Origin of the sequence: Massilia genomosp. 1 (genome assembly GCF_011682185.1) — a bacterium.
Taxonomy (GTDB): domain Bacteria; phylum Pseudomonadota; class Gammaproteobacteria; order Burkholderiales; family Burkholderiaceae_D; genus Telluria_A; species Telluria_A rubra.
Genome location: NZ_WHJF01000008.1, coordinates 1 through 22,542, shown reverse-complemented (window position 1 = coordinate 22,542; position 22,542 = coordinate 1). Strand labels below are relative to the sequence as shown.

Annotated in this window: 20 protein-coding genes; 14 read left to right on the top strand and 6 right to left on the bottom strand. The window is 66.1% G+C overall.

Going from position 1 to position 22,542, the window contains the following annotated elements:
• Positions 1–103 precede the first annotated feature (103 nt).
• Both F1735_RS04670 and F1735_RS04665 read left to right on the top strand, forming a co-directional pair.
• The gene (locus F1735_RS04670) at positions 104–1,528 is read left to right on the top strand and encodes a hypothetical protein (RefSeq protein ID WP_167235845.1); all 1,425 of its coding nucleotides are present in this window, start codon (positions 104–106) and stop codon (positions 1,526–1,528) included.
• Positions 1,529–1,597: 69 nt separating this feature from the next.
• Positions 1,598–2,959 (top strand): hypothetical protein, encoded by a 1,362-nt coding sequence (locus F1735_RS04665; protein WP_167235844.1) that lies wholly within the window; start codon positions 1,598–1,600, stop codon positions 2,957–2,959.
• Positions 2,960–3,010: 51 nt separating this feature from the next.
• Here the strand turns inward: F1735_RS04665 and F1735_RS04660 are convergent, their stop codons facing one another.
• The 5 genes from F1735_RS04660 to F1735_RS04640 all read right to left on the bottom strand — a co-directional run bounded on the left by F1735_RS04660 (position 3,011) and on the right by F1735_RS04640 (position 7,970).
• Positions 3,011–3,709: an FFLEELY motif protein gene (locus F1735_RS04660; RefSeq protein WP_167235843.1), complete on the bottom strand. Its 699-nt coding sequence runs from the start codon at positions 3,707–3,709 to the stop codon at positions 3,011–3,013.
• Between the two features lie 39 nt (positions 3,710–3,748).
• Positions 3,749–4,168: a hypothetical protein gene (locus F1735_RS04655; protein ID WP_167235842.1), complete on the bottom strand. Its 420-nt coding sequence runs from the start codon at positions 4,166–4,168 to the stop codon at positions 3,749–3,751.
• Positions 4,161–5,480 (bottom strand): phosphatase PAP2/dual specificity phosphatase family protein, encoded by a 1,320-nt coding sequence (locus tag F1735_RS04650; protein ID WP_167235841.1) that lies wholly within the window; start codon positions 5,478–5,480, stop codon positions 4,161–4,163. Before F1735_RS04650 ends, F1735_RS04655 begins: the two co-directional genes overlap by 8 nt.
• Positions 5,481–7,259 carry a bifunctional alpha/beta hydrolase/class I SAM-dependent methyltransferase gene (locus F1735_RS04645; RefSeq protein WP_167235840.1) on the bottom strand — a complete coding sequence of 593 codons (1,779 nt, stop codon included), beginning with the start codon at positions 7,257–7,259 and terminating at the stop codon, positions 5,481–5,483. It lies immediately after the preceding gene.
• A gap of 111 nt (positions 7,260–7,370) precedes the next feature.
• Positions 7,371–7,970: a CDP-alcohol phosphatidyltransferase family protein gene (locus F1735_RS04640; RefSeq protein ID WP_167235839.1), complete on the bottom strand. Its 600-nt coding sequence runs from the start codon at positions 7,968–7,970 to the stop codon at positions 7,371–7,373.
• Between the two features lie 322 nt (positions 7,971–8,292).
• Between F1735_RS04640 and F1735_RS04635 the strand changes: the two genes are divergently transcribed.
• From F1735_RS04635 to F1735_RS04580, 12 genes are all read left to right on the top strand, one after another.
• A complete protein-coding gene (locus F1735_RS04635; RefSeq protein WP_167235838.1) occupies positions 8,293–8,814 on the top strand; it encodes a hypothetical protein in 522 nt (173 codons plus the stop codon).
• A complete protein-coding gene (locus F1735_RS04630) occupies positions 8,811–10,448 on the top strand; it encodes a GMC family oxidoreductase N-terminal domain-containing protein (protein WP_167235837.1) in 1,638 nt (545 codons plus the stop codon). The genes F1735_RS04635 and F1735_RS04630 overlap by 4 nt, the downstream gene beginning before the upstream one ends.
• Complete coding sequence (locus F1735_RS04625) at positions 10,445–11,395, top strand: esterase/lipase family protein (protein WP_167235836.1); 951 nt, start codon at positions 10,445–10,447, stop codon at positions 11,393–11,395. The genes F1735_RS04630 and F1735_RS04625 overlap by 4 nt, the downstream gene beginning before the upstream one ends.
• A gap of 271 nt (positions 11,396–11,666) precedes the next feature.
• Positions 11,667–15,350, top strand: coding sequence for an EAL domain-containing protein (locus tag F1735_RS04620; RefSeq protein ID WP_167235835.1), 3,684 nt, complete (start codon positions 11,667–11,669; stop codon positions 15,348–15,350).
• An 83-nt stretch (positions 15,351–15,433) separates the two neighbouring features.
• A complete protein-coding gene (locus tag F1735_RS04615) occupies positions 15,434–16,642 on the top strand; it encodes a GAF domain-containing sensor histidine kinase (protein WP_167235834.1) in 1,209 nt (402 codons plus the stop codon).
• Complete coding sequence (locus tag F1735_RS04610; RefSeq protein WP_167235833.1) at positions 16,639–17,334, top strand: hypothetical protein; 696 nt, start codon at positions 16,639–16,641, stop codon at positions 17,332–17,334. Before F1735_RS04615 ends, F1735_RS04610 begins: the two co-directional genes overlap by 4 nt.
• 101 nt (positions 17,335–17,435) lie before the next feature.
• Complete coding sequence (locus F1735_RS04605; RefSeq protein WP_167235832.1) at positions 17,436–17,783, top strand: hypothetical protein; 348 nt, start codon at positions 17,436–17,438, stop codon at positions 17,781–17,783.
• A gap of 5 nt (positions 17,784–17,788) precedes the next feature.
• Positions 17,789–18,274 (top strand): hypothetical protein, encoded by a 486-nt coding sequence (locus F1735_RS04600; RefSeq protein ID WP_167235831.1) that lies wholly within the window; start codon positions 17,789–17,791, stop codon positions 18,272–18,274.
• A 95-nt stretch (positions 18,275–18,369) separates the two neighbouring features.
• The gene (locus F1735_RS04595) at positions 18,370–18,948 is read left to right on the top strand and encodes a phasin family protein (RefSeq protein ID WP_167235830.1); all 579 of its coding nucleotides are present in this window, start codon (positions 18,370–18,372) and stop codon (positions 18,946–18,948) included.
• Positions 18,949–19,037: 89 nt separating this feature from the next.
• On the top strand, positions 19,038–19,703 hold the full coding sequence (locus F1735_RS04590; RefSeq protein ID WP_054263370.1) for a TetR/AcrR family transcriptional regulator: 666 nt from the start codon (positions 19,038–19,040) through the stop codon (positions 19,701–19,703).
• A gap of 27 nt (positions 19,704–19,730) precedes the next feature.
• The gene (locus F1735_RS04585) at positions 19,731–20,270 is read left to right on the top strand and encodes an LOG family protein (RefSeq protein WP_167235829.1); all 540 of its coding nucleotides are present in this window, start codon (positions 19,731–19,733) and stop codon (positions 20,268–20,270) included.
• Positions 20,271–20,286: 16 nt separating this feature from the next.
• Entirely contained in the window at positions 20,287–21,129 is an 843-nt protein-coding gene (locus tag F1735_RS04580; protein WP_167235828.1) for an EamA family transporter, read from the top strand.
• A gap of 133 nt (positions 21,130–21,262) precedes the next feature.
• On the opposite strand, the gene F1735_RS04575 is transcribed toward F1735_RS04580, so the two are convergent.
• Positions 21,263–22,309 carry a Fic family protein gene (locus F1735_RS04575; protein WP_229505628.1) on the bottom strand — a complete coding sequence of 349 codons (1,047 nt, stop codon included), beginning with the start codon at positions 22,307–22,309 and terminating at the stop codon, positions 21,263–21,265.
• Positions 22,310–22,542 lie beyond the last annotated feature (233 nt).

The window sequence follows — 22,542 nt, the reverse complement described above, 5'->3', positions numbered from 1 at the left end:
CCCGGCCCCCGGGCGCAAGCGCAGCTGGCTCGGGAAATAGATAATTCCCCTAAGTAAAATCTAATGTTATAAAATAAGCAATCAAAAACCGTCCGAGCTGTCCATGTCAGAAGAATCCAGCGCCAGTCACTTTTCCGTCCTCCAGCAGAGCGGCCTGATCACGCGCTACCAGTGCCGGCAAGCGCTGGCCCATCCCCAGGCGGGCGAGCTGGCCGACTATCCGCTGCTGGCCGACCATCTGGTGTGGCTGGTCTTGCGCGACATTCTCGAAGAAGACGATCTCGAGCAGAAATACCAGCGTTTCCTGACCAGCTACAGCGGCGACGACCGCGAACAGATCAAGAACGCGATCGACATGGCATTGCTGAAGATTAAAGGCGTGCGCGAAGGCTTGAACCGCGACTGGTTCGACACCCTGGTGGCCGAAAACATCATCACCGATGAGGAGCGCACGCGCGCCCTCGAGGCGCTGCCGGGCGACCAGGTGCTGGCCTCGGCGGCGGCGGCCTTCGTCTGGATGGCGTATGCCGAGCTCATCACCCATGAACGGCTCGACGCCATCCGCGCGGTGAGCGGCGGCGGCGCCGGACGCGCCGCCATCCTGGCCGAAGTGCAAGCGATGTTCGGCAAGATATCCGCGTCCGCGCGCAGCGCCGTCATCCATGGCATCTTCCCCGGGCCCTTGTGGCTGTGGATCGGCGCCGCGCTGATGTTTGTCGGCTATATCGTCTGGTCGCTGGTGCGGCCGACCCCGATCCCGAAATGCACCGACCGCGAGGTCACCTCCACCGTCGCGTCGATCATGTTCCGCCTGAACGTGGACGAAGGCGTCAACGCTTACCTGCGCCCCGGCGGCGAGCGCGCGCCGCGCGCCTCGGTCGATGGCATCCGCGAAGTCGGTTTCGACGAGGTCGGCCGGGTGCGCGGCTGCATCGGCACCTTGACCATGGGCCCGATCGAACGGCCGTACGCCTTCACGGTGGCGCGCGGCAAGGACGGCGGCTACAGCGTCACCGGCGCCGATCCGGACATCGTGCAAGCGCGCTTCGGCAAGGGCGCCGGCCCCGCCAGCGCCGACAGCAAGGGCGCGCCGGTGGGGCGCGCCAATATCGACAAGGCGTTTCGGGCCGCGGCCGACAAGTTCAAGGCCGATGCCGGCGACGCGCGCCTGGCAAAGATGATGGAGAGCGTGGCCGGCACGCCGCGCCTCGGCGCGCGCACCAGCCAGAGCGCGCCGGAGCGCACGCGCGACATTCCCGAGATCGAGCCGCTGGCGCCATGCCGCGAAATCACGCCCGGCGGCGCCTACCGTTGCCGCCTGCTGGTCGAGCGCAAGGATCCCATGCTGGCGCTGTTCGGCGGCGCATCGGCGAGCGTGTTCGAGGCCGATTTCAGCTTCGTGCGCCAGGGGGACGGCTGGGCCATGGCCGACAGTTTCACGCAGGAGTACCAGGAGGCCATCGACGCGGCGCGCAAAAAAGCGCTCGCCGCCGCGCGCGCGGATGCGCCCGCAGATGCGCCCAAGTAATATGCGCCCGGGTCATCTGTACCATCTCATGCGCATGTGCGCCCGCTTCCAGTCCAGCCCGGTTCCCGCATGACAGGCGCCGCGCCTTCTTCGCCTTCTTCGCCTTCTTCGCCTTCTTCGCCGCCATCCTGTCCGTTTGCTTACCTGCGGCACATCGACCTGCTGAGCGCCAAGCGATGCCGGCTTGCCCTGGCGGACCCCGAGGCGCAAGCGCTGGCGGCCAATCCCTCCCTGGTGGAGCCCCTGGCGTGGCTGATGCGCAAAGGGATGGTGTCGGCGGACGAGCTGGTCGCCGCCTTCGATCACCTTGAACTGGCCAGCGACCAGGACATGTTCGATCAGGCGCTGGAACAATACGCGTTGTTTTGCATCGAGGGCAGCGGCCTGTGCATTGACCTGATGGTGCGCGAAGGCCTGCTGCGCGCGGACGAGCGCGACAGCGTGCTGCAAAGCATGGGGTACGAGAAGGTGCTCACCTTGCCCGGCGACGTGCTGTTCCAGATGGTACACCGCGGTGTGATGACGCGCGCGCGTTTCGACGCCTTGCATGGCCTCATCGGCGGCAGCGCCAGGCGCGCCGCCATCCTCGATTATGCCGATTTCTTGTTTACCTCTGAGCAACAACGCAAGGACTTCAAACCCATCGCGCCACCGAAGGGAATGTGGATCCAACTCGCGCTGTTGCTGCCCGGACCGGTGGTGCTGGTGTTCGCCATCGCCGGCGTCATGCGGCTGTTTACCGCGCTGCCGGCCTGCGATGGCTGGTCGGTGCGCAACAAGATCGACAGCATGCTGCCGCGCGGCGTTGGTGCCACGTCCAGCGGCATGCGCGAGGTCGGCTATGCCAAACAGGCCGGGGTGCGCGGTTGCGGCGCCATGGTCCATATCGACGGCAAGGCCTTTGCGTTCGCCTACACCGTCGCCAAGGACGAGAAAGAGGGCGACTTGCTGGTGGCCCAGGCCGATCCGGCGATTGTCGAGGCGCGCTTCGGCCGCCTCGACGCCGACGGCGAGGCCCCCGACCTGAGCTACCCGATCAAGCGCAGGATGCTCGAAAGCGCCTTGCGCTACGCGGTGGCGTCGTCGAAGACGCAGGCCGAACTCCTCGACGCCGAACTGCGGGAGCGGCTGGCACGCAAAAAAATGGGCTACCGATGGAAATTGTCGGCCCGCGAACGGCGCGGCGAAATCGCCGACATCGAACCGGTCGCGCCGTGCCGTGCGCTGGTGGTGAACAAGCGCTACAGCTGCCGCCTGCTGATCGAACGTAACGACCCGCTGCGCATGGGCGTGGGCGCTCGTCCCACCCTGCATGAGGGCGAGTTCACCTTCGTGCCGGGCGGGTATGACGGCGTGTGGACGGTCGGCGCGTATTTCAAGTCGGAATACCAGTCGGCCATTGCCGCCCCGCGCGCCACAGCGCCCCACTGAGCGGCGCAGCCAACAACGCGGCCGGCGCGCGCGCTTATCCTGTCGTCGATACTAAAACACGTCGAACGGTTCTTTGCGCCCGGCGTAGATGTGGCCCATGGCGCGCCGTTCGCGCCCGACGATGGTGTCCACGAAATGGGCCGGCTTTTTCATCTTCTTGAAGCTGGAGAAGCCACGATCGAGGAACTGGTGCAGCTCGCTCACGCCGGCCAGTCTGGCCGGCCCGCGCATCACCGACAGGGTCAGCGACAAGAGCGGAATGCGCACCAGCGAGCACAGCGAGTCGCCCAGCTGCTGCACCAGCTCGAGCTGGCGCGCGCGATCTTGCGGCGCGCTGGCGCTGCGGTAGGCCATCAGGTAGGCCGCTTCATCGACCTCGGCGCCGAGCACGCGCGCCATGCCGGTATCGAGCTTTTCGGTCAGCGCATCGAGCGCGATGGCGCCGGTGATGGTGTGCAGCGATTCGAGCGGCAGCAGTCGTTGCAGGCTGGGCACGATGCGTTCGAGGTCGGCTTCGCGCTGGCCCAGGTTGTGGGCGCCGTAGATATCGTTGAGAAAGAACGCGGCCGCTTCGCGCGTATCGGGCGCGGCCAGCAGGTCGGGATGGGTGGCCGCCAGGCGCGCCGCCTGGTAGCGCTTGACGGCCGTGCGCGCCGCCTGCAGCGCCGGATCGCGGCGCGCCGCCTCGCGCTCGGCGGCAAGCGCGCGCAGATGGCGTTCCAGTTCGATGACCAAGGTGTCTTTGTTCATGTTTCTTGCACCGGAAACAGGCAGGGGAAAGACCGTACACTACCTCAAAAACAGCACGACGGCCAGCAGCAGGGCCTGCGCCAGTAGCAGTCCGATTTGCCACAGCAGGAAGCGGCGCGCGCCTTGCCAGCGCTGCGCCAGTGTGCGTTGCGGCAAGGGATCGCTGCGGCCCATGCAGGCGCCGAGGGCGGCGTCGAAGGCGGCCTCGTGCCCGGGGTCGCGCGCCAGCACGGCGAACAGGTCGGCGTCGAGCGCGGCACGCCAGGCGACGTATTTCTCGGCCAGGCCGAGCAGCAGGGCCAGCACCGGCGCCACCGGACTTGAGGAGCCGAGCAGCGCGCACACCACGCCCAGCGCCAGCAGCAGGGACGAGGCCTGGTCGATCGGGGCGCCCACGCGCAGGAAGGACGCCATCACGCCGGCGGCCGTGGCTTGCTCGCGCAGGATTGGCTCAGCCATGGGCGCGCGTTTCCAGCAGCGTTAATTGAGCCTGGTTCAGCACCACCTGGGGGCGCGCCTGGCGCAGCATGGCCAGCGCCTGCGCGGCGTCGGCCGCCAGGCCGCGCCGCAGCAGCCAGCCGGCGATCACCAGCGCGCTGCGCGAGTAACCGAGGGCGCAATGGACCAGCACCGGTCCGTGTACGCGCAGGCGCTCGAGGGCGTCGATGGCGGCGTCGAGCTGGGCCCGCGAGGGCGCGCGCAGGTCGAGCATCGGCACGCTCTCGTAATGGGTGCGCTTGTGCGGCGCGGCGTGGAATTCGGCGGTCAGGTCGAGCACCGCCATGCCGGGCAGCGCTTCGCGCCCGGGCACGCGCCCGATCCACACGCCCGGCGCCACTTCGGCGCGCGCGGCAATCGCGCGCGTGAACCAGCGCGACGAGGTCCAGGCGCCCATCTGGTAGGGCAGCAGCAGGGTGCGCGCGGCCCAGCTGGTGCGCCCGCCGTGTTTTTGGAACACGCTGACGCCGAAGTGGCTGTAGGCCAGCGCCACCAGCAGCAAGGCGGTGCCGGGCCATGTCAGCAGCCAGGCCCAGCCGCCCAGCAGCGCCGCCGCCGCCCACAAGAGCGCGCCGGCAAGGCCATACAACAGCGCCAGCGGCTTGCCGCGTGTACCCGGGGTGTCGGCGCGCCGCCAGCCGTGCGGGGCGTCGGGAAACACGTAGACGCAGGCCAGCGCCACCAGCAGGCCGCCGACGATGTCGATCGCGTGGTGCTGGAAGGTGGTCAGGACCGATACGCCGATCAGGAAGAACCAGATGTGCAGCAGCGACCGCGCCAGAGCGCGCAAGTGGCGCGCGTACACCAGCCACAGCACGACCAGCAGGCTGATATGCAGCGAGGGCGCCTGGTTGAACGGCTTGTCGAAGCCGGCCAGCGCCGTAAACAGGGCGCCGTTCAAGCCGGCGGTCTCGGGCCGGTCGAAGGAAAAGCGCAGCGGGAACAGGACAAAGAAGAGCACCGAGACGCAGGTGGCCATCAGGAGGCGCTTGGCGTGGGTGTCGAGCTCGGTTTTGGTGACGCACATGAACAGCGAGACGGCATAAAAGGCGTCGATCGACATGTACGGCAGGATGGTCCAGTCCCAGAACGGGATATGCCGTTCCCATTCGAAGGCCAGGCTGCCCACGTGCGGCAGGCTGGCGCTCCACCAGTTGGCCAGCCCGTAGGTCAGGAAGAAGAAGGGGCCGAGGAAGGCCAGCCAGACGCAGGCGCGGCGCCATGGCCGCCCGGCTGCGTCTGGCGAATCCAGCGGCGTCGCGAGCGCCTCCATTTAACGCACGGCCGCGCCGGTGCGGCGTGCCAGCGAGACGGTGAAAATGCCCCATTCGTCGGTGAACTGGTCGATTTTCTCGAAGCCGGCGGCGGCCACCAGCTGGTCCATCTCGCCCTGGGTGCGGCGGCGCATGACCCAGGCCTGGCCCTGGCGGTGGCTGGTCAGCGAACGGGCGATCAGTTCGAGCTGCGGATGCCACGGCTGGCCGGTGTAGACCAGGTAGCCGCCTTCATCGACCGCTTCGGCCAGGCCCGCCAGCGAAGCGCGGATCAGGGCATTGTCGGGGAACAGTTCGTACAGGCCCGACACCACCGCCAGGGTCGGGCGCGGCGTGAGCGTGGCCAGCGAGGCGCGATCGAAAGCGTCGCCGAGCACGAAGCGGGCGCGCCCGGCCAGGCCCATCGATTCGATCAGGCGCGAGCCGCCATCGACATTGAGCTCGCTGTAGTCGCGCAGCAGGATCTGCTCGACCCGCTGTTGTTGCGGCGCCAGCGCTTCCAGGATGTAGCGGCCGTGGCCGGCGGCGATGTCGACGATGCGCACCGGCGTAGCCGCCGCTTCCAGGCGCGTGATGGCGCTGGCGATCAGGCGTTCCAGGTGGGTCTTGCGCACGCGGATGCCGCGCCAGCCGACGCTGTCGAGGTAAATCCGGTCGACCAGGGTGCCCAGCAGGGGCACGCCGGTGGCCTTGTTGCGGTACACATAGTCGAGCGTGGTGCCGGAGTCGAAGCCGGTGTTGGCGCCGATGCGCAAGCCTTGCGAGAGCTTGGCGCCCACCCCGATCCAGAAGCGCGACATGGCCCAGTAGGCGCTGGCGGCGGCCGAGGAAGGCGGCAGGCTGATGTGGTCGAATTCGGCCTTGGTCAAGCCGTGCTTGTCGGCGTCCAGCAGGCTCGGCACTGATGCCGGGGCGGCGAACTGGCGCACGATGAAGGCGCGCGCCAGGTCGACCGCCTTGGCCCGGTCGAGTTCGCCCAAGGTGTCGTGATAAAAGCCGTCGAGCACGTGCTTTTCCTTGACCGGGCTGCCCAGGCGATCGAAAAAGGCGTGCTGCGGGCCGTGATGCACCACCCAGTCGGCGCCGGAGATCAGCAACTGGGTCGGCACCGTGATGGCGCCGGCGTCGGCCACCACGCGCTCGCCCGTGTCGTACAGGCCGAGCAGGATGTTGACGGCGATCGGGCGGGTGATCAGCGGGTCGGCGTTGTAGGAGGCGATGCGGGCCGGATCGTGGGTCAGGAACTTGGCCTTGACGTAGGAATTGACAAAGAACTTGCCGCGCAAGGCTTGCATCAGCTTCAGGCCGGGGCGCGCCAGCGGCACGTACAGCTTGACCTTGAAGGCGGGCGAAGCGAGCACCAGGGCGCGGATCGCCGGTGCGTAGTCATGCACCCAGGCCGAGGCCACCACCGCGCCCACGCTTTGCGCAATCACCGCCAGCTCGGCCGGGGCGATGGCGTAGGTGGCGCCAATGTGGGCGATGAAGGCGTCCATGTCCTTGATCAGGGTGGCCATGCTTTCGGCGTAGCCGCGTTCGCCGCTTGATCGGCCCAGGCCGCGCGCATCCCAGGCGAAGAAGGCAAAGTCCGGCAGTTTCAACTCGTCGACCAGGTGCGCCACGCGACCCCCGTGTTCGTGCCCCCGGTGAAACAGCACGACGGCACGCTGGCCGCTCGTTGCCGCGCCAGGCCAGTAGCGGTAAAACAGGCGCGTACCGTCGAAGCTGTCGAAGCCGCATTCCTGGCATGTGCGTTGCGTGTTGTTGTCAGTGGTCATCGGTCAAGGTCCTGGGGGTGGGGGAGCGTGTAGTGGAGGAGGTTGGTCAGGCCGTGCCGTCAGGGCGCGCCGTCAGGCCGCGCCGTCAGGCCGCGCCGTCAGGCCGTGCCGTCAGGGCGCGCCGGCGGCCGCGCGCCGGGCGCGGTTCCAGCAAGTGAGCGCCAGCAAGACCAACAGGAGGATCAGCACCGGATTGAGGTAAGGCAGGACCGGCACGCCGAGGCCGATCAACAGGCCCAGCAGGCCGAAGAGGAAGGCGCGGTCGCTTTTGCCGGACGGGCCGTCGTAACGCCGTCCGGCGCCGGTCACTTGTCCCATGACGCCGACAAATTCGGTCAGGGCCGACAGGTACACGACCGCGTACACCAGCTGCGGGCTGACCCCGGCCAGCGTGGCGAACGGCACCAGCAGGGCGGCGTCGGCGATCAGGTCGCCCACTTCATTGAGCACGGCGCCCAGTTTGCTCTGTTGCCCGTGTTCGCGCGCCAGCATGCCGTCGACCGCGTTCAGGGCCATGCGCGCGAACATGAACAGCGGCAGCAGCAGGTAGGGCAGGGTCGAGGCGGCCAGCAACATCCATGCGCCGTACGCCACCGAGGCCAGCATGGCCGCCACGGTGACCATATTGGCCGTGACGGCGCGGCGGAACAGCCACGTGGTGAATGGGCGCAGCAGAGCCTGGAAGCGTGGCTTGAGATCGTATATCGTCATCGTCGGGCAAGAAAAGTAGCGGGCAAAGTGGGTAAAAAGAGGAACGCGCGCGCAGGCGCGGATCGATGGCGCCCGGGTTCGCCGGCAGCGCCTGTCCTGATGAATCCGGCGAAAAAACAGATTCTCTATAGTAATACATTCTATTATTACACGAAATTACGGTTCCTCAAAGTAATAAAACATAGTAATAACTATACGTTTAAAGTTAACCCAGGCGCGTCCTTGTACCAGAATCTACTAGATGGATGACTCTAGTTTGTGCGATTTCGCGGTTCCCGCTTTGGCGTACACTAGCCCAAAAAATAGTATGGAAAACAACGACATGGAGACAAAACGCAGAACCTTCCTCAAGGTCGGCGCCTTTTCGGCGCTGGCCCTGGCGGCGGGCGGCGGGATTTACCGTTACACCCACCCTTCGCCGCTGGGGCGTTTCGCGCTCGACGGCGAAGCCAAGGCGGTCATCGACGCCATCGTGCCGGCCATGCTGGCCGGGGCCTTGCCGGCCGATCCGGGTGCGCGCGGCGCGGCCGTGGCGGCCACCACCGCGCGCGTACACCAGGCCATCCTTGGCTTGCCGCTGGCGGCGCAAAAGGAAGTCCAGGACTTGTTCGGCTTGCTGTCGCTGGCGCCCGCGCGGCGCCTGCTGGCGGGCGTCCCGGGCGGCTGGGCCGGCGCCAGCGTCGAGCAGGTCGCCGTGTTCCTGCACGACTGGCGCTTTCACCGCCTCGGCATGCTGCAAAGCGCCTACCACGCGCTGCACGACCTGATTATCGGCTCCTGGTATGCCGATCCGTCGAGCTGGGCCGCGATTGGCTATCCCGGACCGATGAAGGAACTGGCATGAGCGCCGCATCTCCTGTGATCCCCGACCCGGTCCAGGCCGGCATCGCCGCCGGCTGGAAGGTGATCGACGGCGCCGCCCTGCAAGCGGACCGCGTCATCGAGGCCGATGTCGTCATTATCGGCAGCGGCGCCGGCGGCGGCGTCTCCGCCGAAATCCTGACCTTGGCCGGCCTGAAGGTGATCATCGTGGAAGAGGGCGCGCTCAAGTCCTCGAGCGACTTCAAGATGCGCGAAGCGCACGCCTATCCGGCCCTGTACCAGGAGTCGGCCGCGCGCAAGACGCGCGACAAGGCGATCAACATCCTGCAGGGCCGCACCGTGGGCGGCTCGACCACCGTCAACTGGACGTCGAGCTTTCGCACGCCGGATGCGACCCTGGCCTACTGGCAGAAAAACTTCGGCCTGTCGAGCTACACCGGCGCGGCGCTGGCCCCCTGGTTCGCGATGATGGAAGCGCGCCTGTCGATCGGCGCCTGGCCAGCCCCGCCCAACGAAAACAACGACTTGCTGCGGCGCGGCGCCGAACGGCTCGGCATTTCCTCGGGCGCGATCAAGCGCAACGTCAAAGGCTGCTGGAACCTCGGCTACTGCGGCATGGGCTGTCCCACCAACGCCAAGCAGTCGATGCTGGTGACGACGATTCCGTCGGCGCTCAGCCACGGCGCCACCCTGGTCACGCATGCGCGCGCCCAGCGCCTGGTCTTCAAAGGCGACGCGGTCGATCACCTGCTGTGCGAGGCCCTGGGCGCGGACGGCCTGGCCGCCAGCGGATACACCCTCACCTTGCGCGCGAAACACTTCATCGTGGCCGGCGGGGCGATCAACTCGCCGGCGCTGCTGCTGCGTTCACGCGCCCCCGATCCGCATGGCTTGCTGGGGCGGCGCACCTTTCTGCACCCGACCGTGATCTCGGCGGCGATTTTCGCGCAGCGCGTGGACGGCTTTGCCGGCGCGCCGCAGACCATCTATTCCGACCATTTCTTGCAGAATGGCCCGATCGACGGCCCGATCGGCTACAAGCTCGAAGCGCCGCCCCTGCATCCCTTGCTGCTCTCGACCACCATGGCCGGCTACGGCCAGGCGCACGCCGACACCATGCGCCAGTTCCCGCACGTGCATGGCTTGCTGGCGCTGCTGCGCGACGGCTTCCATGACGACTCCCCCGGCGGCAGCGTGGGCCTCACCCGCGAGGGCGCGGCGCTGCTCGACTACCCGCTCGGCGACTTTTTGTGGGACGGCGTGCGGCGCGCCTTTTTGTCGATGGCCGAAATCCAGTTCGCCGCCGGCGCCGCCAGCGTGCAGCCGGTGCATGAACTGGCCGCGCGCTACACCAGCTGGGAGGCCGCCAAGAAAGGCATAGGCGCGCTGCCGCTCAAAGAGCACATCACGCGCGTGGTGTCGGCCCACGTGATGGGCGGCTGCACCATGAGCGACGATGAGCGGCGCGGCGTGGTCGGGGCCAATGGCCGCTACCACGGGGTGCGCAACCTGTCGGTGCATGACGGTTCGCTGTTCCCGACCGCCATCGGCGCCAATCCGCAACTGTCGGTGTACGGCATCACGGCGCGCCTGGCGAGCGAGCTGGCGCAGGCGCTGACCGGGCGTCCCACCGCGCCGCTGGCGCCGGCGGCATGAGCGCGCGCGCCATGCTGCGCTGGGTGCTGCTGGCGCAGCTGGCGCTGGCCGGCGCCATCGCGTATGGCGCGCTGCGTTACGGCGCAGTGGCCTCGACGCCGCTGGCGCTGGCCTGCGGCATGGCCTGCGTGCTGCTGGCCCGGATGCTGCTCACGGCGAACAACTTCAGGGCCACGGCGCGCTTTTCCAGCGCCACCCCGGCGCCGTTCAGGATCGGCGCGGGGGCCATGCTGCGCCTGTTTGCCGAAGAATTCATCGCGACCCTGACCCATTCCTCGTGGTTCATGGCGCACGCGCTGGCGCACCAGCGCATCCACGCGGGCAGCACGGCGCCGCCGCTGCTGCTGCTGCACGGGTACGGCTGCAACAGCGGCTACTGGGCCCACCTGGTGCGCGAGCTCGATGCGGCGCGCATCAGCCACGCCACGCTCGACCTGGAACCGATGCTGGCCGGGATCGACGACTTCGTGCCGGCGGTGCGGCGCGCCATCGACGCCCTGTGCGCCGCCAGCGGCGCGCCGCGCGTGATCATCGTCGGCCACAGCATGGGCGGGCTGGTGGCGCGCGCCTACCTGCGCGCCCATGGCAGCGCGCAGGTGGCGCATGTATTTACCATCGGTACGCCGCACCACGGCACCAGCCTGGCCAGCAAAGGCCCCGGCCTGAACGCGGTCCAGATGCAGTACGACGAGGGCGGCGACGCCGCCGCCGGCACCTGGCTGCGCCAACTGGCCGCCAGCGAAAGCGCGCACACGCGCGCGCTGATCACGTCGATCTTCACCCACCACGACAACATCGTCGCCCCGCAAACGTCGAGCGTGCTCGAAGGCGCCCGGAATATCGCTTTCGGCGGCGTCGGCCACGTGGCGCTGGGACGCAACCGGCGCGTGCTGGCGCGCCTGATGCTGGAAATTGCCAAGCTGTCCACACCCCAGGATAATCTTTAGCAACACCTGCTGGAGCCGTGATACATTCATCAGGAAATTGATTGTCATGGACAACCCGATTTTCTTCTTGTGATTATTGGTGAGATTATTGTCTGGCCAGCATGGCCGAAGCGGGTTTTGTCGCCGAATAGCGACTGCTTTGGTCCCTGTCCCCTTGATTGCGTCGTGCGCAATTGCGTTTCTGCGCACGGATGTGTCAGGATGCAACGGACGAGTTCAAAATGCGATTCCACCAGTTGCACGAGTACAGGCATAACCCAGGAGCGCAACAGTGTCCGCACGCATCCTCATAATCGAAGACAACACCACCAACATGGAGTTGATGGTGTATCTGCTGAAGGCATTCGGCTATACCCCATTGACGGCGTACGACGGCGTGAGCGGCGTCGACACCGCCCGGGAGACGCTGCCGGACCTGATCATCTGCGATGTGCATCTGCCCAGGCTGGACGGCTACGGCGTGGTGGCCGCGCTCAAGGGCGATGCCGCGCTGGCCGTGATTCCGGTGCTGGCGGTGACCGCGCTGGCCATGGTGGGCGACCGCGAACGCCTGCTCGACGCCGGCTTCGACGGCTACATCGGCAAACCGATCGAGCCCGATACCTTCGTGGCCCAGCTGGAGAGCTTCTTGCCGCTGCAGGCGCCGTCCGCGCTGGTGACCAGTATCGAGGAAAGCGTGGCCGTGCCGACCGCCGCGCCGGCGCGGGAGGGCCGCGCCGACAAGCAGGCCACCATCCTGATCGTGGACGACCATGTACTGAACCGCGAATTTTTGATGACCCTGCTCGGCTACGGCGGCCACCGCCTGGTGGAAGCGGCCAACGGCGTCGAAGGCCTGAAGATGGTGCATGCCGAGCGGCCCGACCTGGTCATCTCGGACATCCTCATGCCGAACATGGATGGCTACGAATTCGTCACGCGCCTGCACAGCGATCCGGCCACGGCCGACCTGCCGGTGATCTTCTACACCGCCACCTACCGCGAACGCGAAGCGAACAAGATGGCGCAGGCCTGCGGGGTGCATTGGGTGCTGCCGAAACCGTCCGACCCGGATGTGATCCTGCGCACCGTACACGAGGCGCTCGGGATCACCGACCCGGTCATGCTGCCCTCGTTCACGGCGCCGCCGGCCGAGCCGAGCCGTATGTTCTCGATCGATAACACGGTGGCCGAATACCTGGTCGAAGTCGAGTCGAGCAGCAGCCAGGTACTCTCGCGCATCGCCAGCCACGGCCTGCCCGAGCCCTCGTACGACCTGTCCCAGATGACCGACCGGCTCTCGAGTTCCTTATCGAGCCTGCAGGCGGTGAGCCTGCGCCTGACGGCCCTGATCGAACTCGGGATCGAACTCGGGGCCGAGCGCGATCCGACCGCGCTGCTGGCCATCGGCTGCCGCGTGGCGCAGAACATCTGCGTGTCCAAATACGCCTGCATCGGCGTGCTCGATGAAGGCGCCGATGAACTGAGCTACTTTTCCTCGTGCGGCGAAAACCGCCAGGCGCGCGTGGTGGCGGCCACCCCGCGCGCCGGGGTGCTGGCCAAACTGCTCGACGACAAAATCCCGGTGCGCATGGACGGCATCGACGGCGACCCGCGCTCGGTCGGCCTGCCGCAGGGCCACCCGCCCGTGCATTCCTTCCTCGGCGTGCCGATCGCCTCGCGCGAGCGCGTGCATGGCTGGCTGTACCTGGTCGACAAACTCGGCGCCGACGGCTTTTCGGAAGTCGACGAGCGCGTTGCGGTGACGGTCAGCGCGCAGATCGCGGCGGCCTACGAAAACCTGCTGCTGTACGAAGAGATCAAGCGCCACCACTCGCAGCTGACGGCCGACATGACCGCGCGCATTCGCCTCGACGAAGACTTGCGGCGCTTTCGCACGGCGATGGACGCCACCGCCGACGCCATTTTCCTGATCGACCGCTCGGGCATGGCGTTTGTCGACGTCAACGCCACCGCCTGCCGCATGCTCGGTTTTTTTCGCGACGACTTCCTGGCGCTGTCGGCGCCGGCCCGGCCGGGCGAGGACGAGAACGACAAGCTGCGCCTGAAAGAGCTGTACGACAAGCTGCTCTCGGGCGACCAGTCGGGCGCCATGGCCGAACTGCTCCTGCAGCGCAAGGATGGCTCGCCGCTGTCGGTCGAAGTGCAGCGCCGCACCTTGCGCTCCGGTTCGAGCTGGATCCTGGTGGCGGTGGCGCGCGATATCACCGAGCGCAAGGAAGCCGAACTGCGCCTGCTCAAACTGGCCCACTTCGACACCCTGACCGGGCTGCCCAACCGCAGCCAGTTCTATTCGTCGCTCACGCGCGCGCTGGAACAGGCCGGGGAACACCGCTGGGCGGTGGGGGTGCTGTTTCTCGACGTGGACCGCTTCAAGACCGTCAACGACACGCTCGGCCATCCGATCGGCGACGAGTTGCTGCGCCAGTTCGCCGGCCGCCTGGTCGACTGCCTGCGCGTGCGCGACACCATCGGCCGCTTCGGCGGCGACGAATTCGCCGCCATCCTGATGCTGCCGGAAGGGCCGCAGACGGCGATCGCCGTGGTCGACAAGATCCGCGAAACCCTGCGCCGCCCGTTCGACCTGGAAGGGCACGAGGTGACCGTCACGGCCAGCATCGGCATCACCGTCTACCCGGACGATGGGCTCGACGCCGACACCCTGATCAAGTACGCCGACACGGCCATGTACCGCGCCAAGGAAGCCGGGCGCGATGCGTTCCGCTTTTTCACGGCCGAGATGAACGCGCAGTCGCTGGCCCGGCTGGACCTGGAAAACGCGCTGCGGCGCGCCATCGACCATGGCGAATTCGTGCTGTACTACCAGCCCAAGGTGCATATCGGGTCGGGCCGCATCAGCGGCGCCGAAGCGCTGATCCGCTGGAAGCGGCCGGGCCATGGCATGGTGTCCCCGGGCCTGTTCATCCCGATCCTGGAAGAGACGGGCCTGATCGTGCGGGTCGGCACCTGGGTGCTCAATGAAGCGTGCCGCAAGATCAGCGACTGGGGCAAGAGCAAGATCGGGCCGGTACACCTGTCGGTAAACGTCTCGGGCATCCAGTTTTTCGTCGGCGGCCTGGAACAGGAAGTGCTCAACGCGATCAAGGTACACGACATCGCGCCCGAACTGCTGGAGCTCGAACTGACCGAAAGTTCGCTCATGTCGAACGCGGAAGACACGATTACCGTGCTGCGCAACCTGAAGGCGCTCGGCATCCAGATTTCGATCGACGATTTCGGTACCGGCTATTCGAGCCTGGCGTACCTGAAGCGCTTCCCGATCGACAAGCTGAAGATCGACATCGCGTTCGTGCGCGAAGTGACCAGCAACCCGGACGACGCGGCCATCGTGCTGGCCATCATCAACATGGCGCACAGCCTGAAACTGCAGGTGATCGCCGAAGGCGTGGAGAAGGATGCGCAACTGGCCTACCTGCGCCGCCACGGCTGCGACGAGATGCAGGGCTACTACTTCAGCCGCCCGCTGCCGGAAGAAGAATTCGAACAGATGCTCGGCGAAGGCAAGTACCTGATGCCGCCGCTCGACGAGTCGCTGCTGAACCAGCAAACCCTGCTCATCGTCGACGACGACGCCTTCATGCTCGACGTGCTGTCGGACTTCCTGGCGCAGGACGGCTACCGCATCCTGACCGCGCAGACGGCGGCCGAAGGCTTCGATATCCTGGCGCGCCACAAGGTGCAGGTGATCCTGTGCGACCAGTGCATGCCGCTCATGAGCGGGACCGAATTCATGGAGCGGGTCAAGAACCTGTGCCCGGATACCTTCCGCATCATGCTGTCGGCGTATTCGGACCTCACGCCCATCATGGCGGCGATTAACCACGGGGCGATCGACCGTTTTTACACCAAGCCGTGGAAGGGAGCGGTCCTGCGCGAGAATATCCGCGAGGGCTTCCGCCTGCACCGCCAGATGCACGGGCGCCAGGCGGCCTGATAGCGCGCCCATAAATCTCCGGGACCCGGCCCGCATGATACGATTGCGCTTCGTCCAACCGGGTTTTCGCGCAAGAGAGATTGATGCAAACAGATATAGCTGCCGATATCGCCGCCATCGAGGCGATTTCATCAGTGCCAACCATCCTCGAAGCGGTGGCCGCGATCACGGGGCTGCGCTTGGTCTGCATCGCGCGCGTGGCGCAAGATTCGTGGACCACCTGCGCGGTGCGCGACGAACTCGGGTTCGGCCTGAAGGTCGGCGACGGCCTCGATGTGGCCAGCACCTTGTGCGAGCAAGTGCGCGACACCAAGCGGCCCGTCATCATCGACAATGTGAGCGAAGATACGCGCTACCGCCACCACCACACCCCGCGCATGTACGGCTTCCAGAGTTACATCTCGCTGCCGATCCAGCGGCCGGACGGCTCCTGTTTCGGCACCTTGTGCGGGCTCGATCCCTTGCCGGCGCAGTTGTCGAACACGGCCACCGTGTCGAGCATGACGCTGTTCGCCCAGCTCATCTCCAAGCACCTCGAAACCGAACTGAAACTGAGCGAATCGCAGTCGGCCCTGCTGGGCGAGCGCGATACGTCGGAGTTGCGCGAGCAGTTCATCGCCGTGCTCGGGCACGATGTGCGCACCCCGCTGTCGTCGATCATGCTCGGCACCGAGCTGCTGCGGCGCGAGCACTTGAGCGCGCAGGCCGAGGGCGTGCTCGAGCGCATGCGGCGCAGTGCGCTGCGCATTTCGGCGCTGGTCAACGACGTCATGGATTTTACGCGAGGACGCATGGGTGGCGGCATCGCGCTCGACTTGCGTAACGAGAGCGGCTTGCGGCAGTCGCTCGAACAGGTGGTGGCCGAGCTGCAGGGCGCCTATCCGGAACAGCGCATCGGGCTCGAAATCGACCTGCCCGAGACCGTGTACTGCGACCCGGCGCGCATCCAGCAGTTGCTGTCGAACCTGCTCAAGAACGCGCTGGTGCATGGCGCGCGCAGCGAGCCGGTGCAGGTCAGCGCCCGCGCGCGCGACGGCCAGTTCGAGATCAGCGTCAGCAACGGCGGGCCGGCCATCGCGCCGGCCAGGATCGGGCAGCTGTTCAAGCCATTCTGGCGCGCGTCCAGCCAGGTCGCCAGCGAGGGCCTGGGCTTGGGCCTGTTCATCGCGTCCGAAATCGCCCGTTCGCACGGCGCTACGCTGGACGTGGTTTCCGACGATGGCGCCACCCGCTTCACGTTCGGCATGCGCGCCGGCGCATCGGTCGAGCGGCGCCTGCTGGCGCGCGCATGAGGGGCGCACGGGCGCTGGCGATGCTGTCGATGCTGGCGGCGGGCGCGCCTGCCGCCGCCGAAACCATGATTCCCCTCCAGGCGCGCGCGCCGTCCGAGGCCGAGGTGAAAACCTTCCATGCGTATTACCAGAAGCGCTTTCCCGATAATCACGGTGCGCAGCCGGCGTTTGCCGTCACGCGCCCGCACATTGACGCGCGGTGGCAGCTCACGGCAACGGTCAATATGGCGCCGCGGCGCGGACTCAAGCTGCTGTGCCGCATGCAGCGCATCGAATTTACTTACGCCGCCAGCGGCCAGTGGAGCGCCGACGAGCATCTGCGCCAGTTCGTCTGGCTCGACCGCGCCAGCGGCTGTGCGATCCCGGCCAAGCCGGTGGAGCTGTTGCAGCGCATGCCCGACACGGAGTTGACGGCCGTGCTGGCGCAGCAGGCCACATTGCTGGACAAAGCGCGCTTGCTGATGGCCGGAAACAGCGACTGTGCGCGCTATCGTTCGCTGCCGTTCGCGCTGCACGCGATCGATGTCGGCGCCACCGGATCGAGTAGCGAGGAAATGGTGGCGCTGAACTACCGCACCGCGTACGACGCCGACGTTACCGTCTGGGCGCGCCGCAGCGGCGCCGACTACGATCCGTGGAACGCCGCATGCGGCAGGACGATCAAGCCCTGGACAACGCAAGACAGACCTTGAGCCGCGTCTATACAACATGGCGATGAGGCAATGCAAATCTCGGGTGCGGCCGTTCGCGAGCCGTTACAATCAATGTCCAAATATGCAGGAGGCCCTGGCGGGTGCGCGCCGATCGCCTGGCTCGGCGCCCGGTTTTGCCGAGACGCTCCTGGAAATTCTGCGCAATCATTACCGTCTTTCGCAGAGCGACCCGGAGAGCGGCAACAGGCAATAGCGATGCGGGCCGGCGCTGTGGGCCCGGTCCTTCGCTGCACCCCTTCGAATACGACCAACTGCGCACGGTGCATATCGAAGCGCTGGTGGAGTATCCCGATTCGGAAGCGGCCAAGGCATGGACCGACCATTTTGCGTACGGCCGCGCTGTGCGGCATGACGCCATCTATTTTTTGAGCGCGAATACGCGTCTGACCGTGTTCGCATCCGATGTGGTGCTGCTGGATATGGAGTAAGCCCGATGACGCCAGATAAACAAGCCAGCGTGGGCCAGGTGGGCAGCGTGTTGTTCATGAGCGCCGACGACGCCAGCGAGGTGCCGCCAGAGGTGGCCGCGCGCACCTACGTCATCCGCATCCTCGACGGCCAGGCGGTCGGGCACCACGTCTATCCGCCGCTGCGCGCGGGACACGCCTGGGTGCGCGAATATGCCTTCGACGACGTCGAGCCGGACGCTGCCCGCGCGCCGGCGCGGCATCTGTTCACGGAAGCGATCGCCCAGGCCATCTTGCGCGACCTGCGGGAGGTGCTCGTACACGACGGGATCGACCTGCTGCTGGTGCATTGTTTCGCCGGCGCCAGCCGTTCCCCGGCCGTGGCCGAGGTGCTCGCCGGCCTGTATGGCGTGTCGATTGCGGACACGTGCTATCCGCGCGATCCGCGCTTCAAGCTTACGCCCAACAAGCATGTGTATGCCACAATGGCGCGCGTCGCGTCCCGGGACTGACTGGCACCCGGTGCGCTTTAGAACGCACTCTCTAGCGTAGCTCACTAGAATGGACCGCAGCGATCCGACCCACATTTCATTCACGGAGTTCCGCAATGACAAAAAAACTCAAGCCGCAGGCCGTCGAGGACGACTCGCAACTGGCCGACGCCGTACGCACCTCGGCGCACCAGATCTGGCAAGCCGGCCTTGGCGCGTTCGCCAAGGCGCAGGAAGAGGGCAGCCGGGTGTTCAGCAAACTGGTCCAGGAAGGCAACGACCTGCAAAAACGCACCCGCTCGATGGCCGAGGACAAGGCCGGCGGCGTGGCCGAGGGCGCCGCCAGCGTGGCCGAACTGGTGGCGCGCCAGGCGTCCGGATCGTGGGACAAGATGGAGCAGGTGTTCGAAGACCGCGTCACGCGCGCCCTGGCCGGCATGGGCGTGCCGACCCGGGCGGAAGTCGAGGCGCTGGCCGTGCGCGTCGAGGAACTGAGCAAGCTGGTGGCGCAACTGAGCGCTCAAGCGGCTCCCGCCAGGCCGGTAGCAGCCAAGCCGGCCCCCAAGCCGGCAGCCAAGCGCGCGGCCGGGGCGCCTGCCAAGCCGGCCGCCAAGGCGGTAGCCAAGGCCGCAGCGGCGCCACGCAAGCGCGCAGCGGCCAAAACGCCCGCGCCGAAAGGCGGGCAGGGCGCCTGACCGTACGCCGGGGTATTGTCATTTGACCCTGTGAGGGCAGCCATGTTCGGTGTTATGCTTGCATGAGAAAAAACACCGACCGCCCCGCCATGCTACAGAAAGCTCCCCGCCGCACCCGTGAACGCATCCTCGAATTGTCGTTGCGGCTGTTTAACGAGTTCGGCGAGCCGAATATCACCACCACGGTGATCGCCGAGGAGATGAATATTTCTCCGGGCAATCTCTACTACCATTTTCGCAACAAGGATGACATCGTCAATTCGATCTTCGTGCAGTTCGAAGCCGAGATCGAGCGCATCCTGACGGTGCCGGACGGGCGCCGCTCGAACATCGAGGATGTGTGGATCTACCTGCATCTGATGTTCGAACTGATCTGGCGCTACCGTTTTTTCTATCGCGACCTGAACGACCTGCTCTCGCGCAACCGCAAGCTCGAACTGCATTTCAAGCTGATCCTGGCGCACAAGATCAAGGTGGCCAAGGAGTTGTGCGAAGACCTGCGCAGCGAAAAGTCGCTCGAAGCGTCGGACGCCGACATCAACGCCATGGCCACCAACATGGTGGTGGTGGCCACCTACTGGCTGTCGTACGAATACGTGCTCAATCCGCGCAAGTATTCGGAGCAGCAGGCCATGTCGGACGCGCTGGCGCGCGGCTGCTACCAGGTGCTCTCGCAGATCGGTCCCTACCTGCGCGGCGACACGCACCTGCTGTTCCAGAAGCTGTCCGAGGAATACCTCAAAAAGCTTAAATAAGAAAACTCAGACAAGAAGCGGCACACAATGAAGTCAATCGCAGTCTATTGCGGCGCCTCGTACGGCGCCTCGCCGCTGTACGCGGACAGCGCGCGCGCCATGGGCCGCGCGCTGGTGGAACAGGGCATCGGCCTGGTATATGGCGGCGGCAAGGTCGGCCTGATGGGCGTCATCGCCGACGAAGTGCTGCGCCTGGGCGGCGACGCGGTCGGCGTGATTCCGCAGGCGCTGGTCGAACGCGAACTGGCGCACGGCGGCCTGAGCAAGCTGTTCATCGTGCGCGACATGCATGAGCGCAAAGCCATGATGGCCGAGCTGTCGGATGGCTTCATCGCCATGCCGGGCGGGATGGGCACGCTCGAAGAACTGTTCGAGATGCTGACCTGGTCGCAGCTCGGCATCCACCGCAAGCCGGTCGGCGTGCTCAATACCGGCGGCTTCTACGACCTGCTGGCCGCGTTTGTCATGCACCAGCATCGCGAAGCCTTCGTGCGCGAAGACCATGTGGGGCTGATGATGGTCGAAGCCGAGCCGCAGGCGCTGCTGGCGCGCCTGCTGGCCCGCTAGGCAAGGCCGGCCGCCCGTGTCCGGCGCCATCGTGCTGCTGGTGCTGCTCGCCGCGCTGCTGCACGCGAGCTGGAATGCACTGGTCAAGGCCGGCCCCGATAAACTCCTTTCCACGGTGCTGGTGGCCAGCGGCGGCGCTGTGCTGGCCGCGCTGGCGCTGCCGTTCCTGGCGCTGCCGGCGCCGGCCAGCTGGCCGTGGCTGATCGCGTCGGCCTGCTGCCACCTGGCTTACTACCGGCTGCTGGCCGCCGCCTATGCGCATGGCGACATGAGCCACGCGTATCCGCTGATGCGCGGCAGCGCGCCCTTGCTGGTGGCATTCGCTTCCGCCGCGTTCGTCGGGGAAGTGCTCAGCCTGCGGCAGTATGGCGCGATCGCGCTCATTTGCGCCGGCGTGCTGGCGATGAGCCTGTGGCGCGCCGCTGGCGCCACGCCGCCCTCGCGCCGCGCCACCTTGTTCGCCTTGCTCAACGCCGCCGTGATCGCGTGCTACACGCTGGTCGACGGCATCGGCGTGCGCCGCTCCGGCGCGCCGCTGGCCTACACACTGTGGCTGTTCGCGCTGTCGGCCGCTGTGCTGCTCGTGTCGGTGATGGGCGAGCGCCAGGCCTTGCGCGCTTATGCGGGCCGGTACTGGAAGACCGGCCTGCTCGGCGGCTTTGTTTCGATGGCCTCGTACGGGCTGGCCCTGTGGGCGATGACGGCGGCGCCGGTGGCCGTCATCGCCGCGCTGCGCGAAACGTCGATCCTGTTTGCGGCGCTGATCGCCAGCGTGTTCCTGCGCGAGCGGCTCGGCGTGCGGCGCCTGTGCGCGGTCGGCATGATTGCCGGCGGTGCGGTGGCGATGCGTTTTGCGTAATGCGCCCGAGGTGTTTCCGGGCCTCTCGCCACCTGGCATCAGGGCGGACGTGGCGGAACATGGCGGGTTTGATGAAAGCGATTGTTCGTTTAGCCGTACGCCATCGCCCAATAATCCCAGGGAAGATCTGCGGTCATTTGACGTCAGTTCCTTCATCTATGATGCGCAGGAACGCCTGATAGGCATAAACCCGGCCGCGTAGCTTGCCGGTGATTTCTTTCACGAGCTGGAGTTTTTCCAACCCGGTCAACGCATTATTCACCGTTGGCATGCTAAGGCCTGTTCGTTCGCAAACCTGGCTCGCGTTCACGAACGGTTGATTTTGGAGCAGCTCATGCACGCGCAACATGGAATTGGCTTGTTCACCGACCGCTACGATGCGAGCTCGATCAGCGGCGAACAATGCCACAATGCGCAGCGCGCTGTCGTGGGCATTGTTGGCGGTTGCCGCCACGCCTGTCAGGAAGAATTCCAGCCAGGCCTCCCACGTGCCTCGCTGACGGACCTCCTGCAGCAGGCGATAATAGTCAGCCCGGTGAGTTTTCAAGTACAGGCTCAGGTACAGTAAAGGTTCCCTCAGCACTTGTTGCTCGACCAGGAACAGGGCGATCAGCAATCTACCCAATCGGCCGTTGCCATCCAAGAACGGATGGATTGATTCAAACTGTACGTGCAGCAGGCCAGCTTTGATTAATGGCGGCAGGTCATTGTCCTCGTGCAGGAAGGTTTCCAACGCCGCCAGGCAAATCTTCATTTCAGGAACCGGGGGAGGGACGTAAGTGGCATTGCCTGGACGTGTGCCGCCCAGCCAATTTTGGGAACGGCGGAAAACGCCGGGTTCTTTGCCGCTGCCACGCCCGTCTTTCAGCAGCAGCGCGTGCATGTCGCATAGCAGTCGAAGACATAGTGGTAATCCCTGTGGACCAGGGTCGCGCATGCGCTCAAGTCCGGACATCATCGCTTTCACATAATTTGACACCTCGCTGACATCGTCGATTGGTTTCCCGGCAGCGGCGGCGAGCTCAAAGCGCAGAAGATCGTCAAGAGTGGACTGCGTGCCTTCGATCTGCGACGATAACACCGCCTCTTTTCTAACGTACATGTATAGAAATAGGGCCTTGTCCGGTAACATCATGGCGATGCCGTCCAAGCGCCCGATAGCGCGATCGGCGTCGCTCAATTTGCGTATCAGCAAAGGCGATAGTTCCAATGCGGGCACTGGTGGCAGTGGTGCTGGTACATAGGCTCGCACCGTCTCATCGAACGCGATAGTGGTGACGTAGTGGGGCTCTATGCCGTTTTGAGTGGAACTGGACAGCCGGCACGGTAGATGGTAGATCGCAACGGAGCGGCGGCTGGTTGTAGTGGATTGGCCGGAAGGTTTTTAAACTTGGACATGCGAAGGTAGGCGAT

Bases quoted from the DNA above. Each gene is read 5' to 3' on its own strand.
- F1735_RS04670 (WP_167235845.1), top strand. From the start codon at position 104: ATGTCAGAAGAATCCAGCGCCAGTCACTTTTCCGTCCTCCAGCAGAGC.
- F1735_RS04665 (WP_167235844.1), top strand. From the start codon at position 1,598: ATGACAGGCGCCGCGCCTTCTTCGCCTTCTTCGCCTTCTTCGCCTTCT.
- F1735_RS04660 (WP_167235843.1), bottom strand. From the start codon at position 3,709: ATGAACAAAGACACCTTGGTCATCGAACTGGAACGCCATCTGCGCGCG.
- F1735_RS04655 (WP_167235842.1), bottom strand. From the start codon at position 4,168: ATGGCTGAGCCAATCCTGCGCGAGCAAGCCACGGCCGCCGGCGTGATG.
- F1735_RS04650 (WP_167235841.1), bottom strand. From the start codon at position 5,480: ATGGAGGCGCTCGCGACGCCGCTGGATTCGCCAGACGCAGCCGGGCGG.
- F1735_RS04645 (WP_167235840.1), bottom strand. From the start codon at position 7,259: ATGACCACTGACAACAACACGCAACGCACATGCCAGGAATGCGGCTTC.
- F1735_RS04640 (WP_167235839.1), bottom strand. From the start codon at position 7,970: ATGACGATATACGATCTCAAGCCACGCTTCCAGGCTCTGCTGCGCCCA.
- F1735_RS04635 (WP_167235838.1), top strand. From the start codon at position 8,293: ATGGAGACAAAACGCAGAACCTTCCTCAAGGTCGGCGCCTTTTCGGCG.
- F1735_RS04630 (WP_167235837.1), top strand. From the start codon at position 8,811: ATGAGCGCCGCATCTCCTGTGATCCCCGACCCGGTCCAGGCCGGCATC.
- F1735_RS04625 (WP_167235836.1), top strand. From the start codon at position 10,445: ATGAGCGCGCGCGCCATGCTGCGCTGGGTGCTGCTGGCGCAGCTGGCG.
- F1735_RS04615 (WP_167235834.1), top strand. From the start codon at position 15,434: ATGCAAACAGATATAGCTGCCGATATCGCCGCCATCGAGGCGATTTCA.
- F1735_RS04610 (WP_167235833.1), top strand. From the start codon at position 16,639: ATGAGGGGCGCACGGGCGCTGGCGATGCTGTCGATGCTGGCGGCGGGC.
- F1735_RS04600 (WP_167235831.1), top strand. From the start codon at position 17,789: ATGACGCCAGATAAACAAGCCAGCGTGGGCCAGGTGGGCAGCGTGTTG.
- F1735_RS04595 (WP_167235830.1), top strand. From the start codon at position 18,370: ATGACAAAAAAACTCAAGCCGCAGGCCGTCGAGGACGACTCGCAACTG.
- F1735_RS04590 (WP_054263370.1), top strand. From the start codon at position 19,038: ATGCTACAGAAAGCTCCCCGCCGCACCCGTGAACGCATCCTCGAATTG.
- F1735_RS04585 (WP_167235829.1), top strand. From the start codon at position 19,731: ATGAAGTCAATCGCAGTCTATTGCGGCGCCTCGTACGGCGCCTCGCCG.